Source organism: Acinetobacter sichuanensis (genome assembly GCF_003024515.2).
In the GTDB taxonomy this organism is placed as follows: domain Bacteria; phylum Pseudomonadota; class Gammaproteobacteria; order Pseudomonadales; family Moraxellaceae; genus Acinetobacter; species Acinetobacter sichuanensis.
On record NZ_PYIX02000113.1, the window covers coordinates 1 to 2,651 of the forward strand.

2 protein-coding genes are annotated in these 2,651 nt (G+C 36.8%); both read left to right on the forward strand.

All coding sequences use genetic code 11. From position 1 onward, the window contains the following. Positions 1-1,077 (forward strand): IS3-like element ISAba22 family transposase gene (locus C9E89_RS22095; protein WP_107010239.1). Its coding sequence is split into 2 segments (ribosomal slippage), with 1,078 coding nucleotides annotated over them: positions 1-170 and positions 170-1,077; the frame shifts between segments, so codons are not numbered across the junction. This gene is flagged as partial in the annotation. A 78-nt stretch (positions 1,078-1,155) separates the two neighbouring features. Further along, positions 1,156-2,508: a glutathione-disulfide reductase gene (gene gorA, locus C9E89_RS22105; RefSeq protein ID WP_002122354.1), complete on the forward strand. Its 1,353-nt coding sequence runs from the start codon at positions 1,156-1,158 to the stop codon at positions 2,506-2,508. The last annotated feature ends 143 nt before the right edge of the window (positions 2,509-2,651 follow it).

Genomic DNA, 2,651 nt, shown 5'->3' on the forward strand with positions numbered 1-2,651 from the left:
AGCTAGACAACTTAGCATTTCAATGCAAACTCTTTCAAATTGGAATACCAAAGCAAAGGCTGGAACTTTAGCAGGTACAAAACAGTATTCACCTGATCTAAACGCTCTACTCGAAGAAAATAAAAAACTCAAACAACAGCTCAAAATAGCTGAAATGGAACGTGAATTTTTAAAAAAGGCAGCAGCGTACTTTGCCAAAGAAAGTCAGTAAGGTACGCCTATATGAAACAAAAAAGATATTCTTTTCCAATTACCTTAATGGCTCGATTACTTCATGTTTCAGTTTCATGTTTTTATGATTGGCTCAAGAGAGGCGTGAGCAAAAGAACGATTCAACGAAATCAACAGACGATATTGGTGAAAATAGCCCATGAGGAGACAAGGCAGAGCTATGGTTATATTCGATTAACCAAATACTTACAAGCTCAGGGCATAAAAATGAGTATGTACGCTGTACGTCAGATAAAAGCGCTGAACCACCTGTATTGTAAGCGACACAAGCGTTTTAAAAGGACTACGAATAGTGACCATAATCGAGCGATCTATGAAAACCTGCTGGAGCAACAATTCTCAATGACTAGACCAAATCAAGCATGGTCAAGTGATATTACGTACATATGGACTGTTGAAGGATGGCTGTACTTAGCAGCGGTAAAAGACCTTTACACGAAACAAGTGGTTGGCTATAGCTTAAATGAGCGCATGACAGCACAGCTTGTTTGTAATGCGCTAAATATGGCTATTCACAATCAAAAACCAACCAAAGAACTGATTGTGCATTCAGACAGAGGAAGTCAATATTGCAGCCATGAATATCGAAATATACTTGAGCAATATGGTTTTCAAGGTTCAATGAGCAAGCGCGGAGACTGTTACGATAATGCACCGATTGAAAGCTTTTGGGGAATACTGAAAAATGAGTTAGTGCATCATTACAACTATCAAACCAGAGAAGAAGCCAAAGCAGATATTATAAAATACATTGAATTATTTTATAATCATCGAAGAATTCAAAAGGGTTTGGGTTTTAAGACACCAAATCAAATGGCCGAAGACTTTTATAAGTTGGCTGCCTAGAATCTCCCAAGGGAAAGTCTCCTGATAATTCAGCGTATATCATTAACTTTTTAAATCTAAAAAACAGGAATTTCATTTATGTCTAAACACTATGATTATATTGCGATTGGCGGAGGCAGTGGCGGTATTGCATCAGTCAATCGTGCTGCCATGTATGGTAAGAAATGTGCACTGATAGAAATGGGTGATATTGGTGGAACCTGTGTCAACGTAGGATGTGTTCCTAAAAAAGTGATGTGGTATTCAGCTCAAATTGCCGATGCGATTCATAAATATGGTCCTGACTATGGCTTTAATACAGAATTGAAATCCTTTAACTGGAAGAAATTAGTTGAAAACAGACAAGCCTATATCAGCCGAATACATACATCGTATGACACAGGACTAGCTAAAAATAATGTTGATGTCATTCGAGGTTTTGCAAAATTTTTAGATGCTCAAACAATTGAAGTAAATGGTGAAACGTACACAGCTGACCATATTTTAATTGCTACGGGGACTCAAGCATTCAAACCTGAAATTGAAGGTGCTGAATATGGTATTGATTCCAATGGTTTCTTCGGATTAGAACACTTACCGAAGCGGACTGCTATTGTTGGTTCTGGCTATATTGCTGTGGAATTGGCAGGTGTTCTTAATGCATTGGGTTCGAATGTACAATTATTTATTCGTAAACATCAGCCTTTGCGTGGATTAGATCATTTCCTTGGTAAAACACTATTAGAGAATATGCGCAGTGAAAATATTAACGTGCATACTCATAGTCAGATTAACAAAGTGACTAAAGTTCAAGATAACTCACTTGTATTACACCTAGAAGATGGTACAGAACATAGTGTAGATTGCTTGATTTGGGCAATTGGTAGAAAACCTGCAACTGAAGCGATCAATCTTAATAAGACTCAAGTTCAATTGAACGAGAATCGCTTTATTCATGTTGATGCATATCAAAATACAACACAGTCTGGCATTTATGCAGTGGGTGATATTACAGGTAAAGTCGAGTTAACACCTGTTGCTGTGGCAGCGGGTCGAAGACTGTCTGAACGTTTATTTAACAATAAGCCAAATGAACATTTAGATTATGAAAATATTCCGACTGTGGTGTTTAGTCACCCACCTATTGGAACAGTTGGATTAACCGAAGATCAAGCCATAGAAAAATTTGGTAAAGATGCCATCAAAATTTATAGTTCTTCCTTTACATCCATGTATACAGCGATAACAGAACATCGACAACTCACAAAAATGAAATTAATTTGTGTAGGAACTGATGAGAAAGTGGTCGGAATTCATGGTATTGGATACGGTATGGATGAAATTCTGCAAGGCTTTGCTGTTGCTTTAAAAATGGGAGCAACTAAAAAAGACTTCGATAACACTTTAGCAATTCATCCGACTTCTGCTGAAGAATTCGTCACAATGCGTTAATCATTGATCATCTAAAAGAGCATTTATTTATATATTTGCTCTTATTTTTATATTCTATATCCAAATTATGAACTTTCAACAACTTAGGATTATTAGAGAACTCACTCAACATAATCTCAATTTATCACAAACAGCACATGCTC

Excerpts from the sequence above, each read along its gene's own strand:
- gorA (WP_002122354.1), top strand. The coding sequence starts at position 1,156 with ATGTCTAAACACTATGATTATATTGCGATTGGCGGAGGCAGTGGCGGT.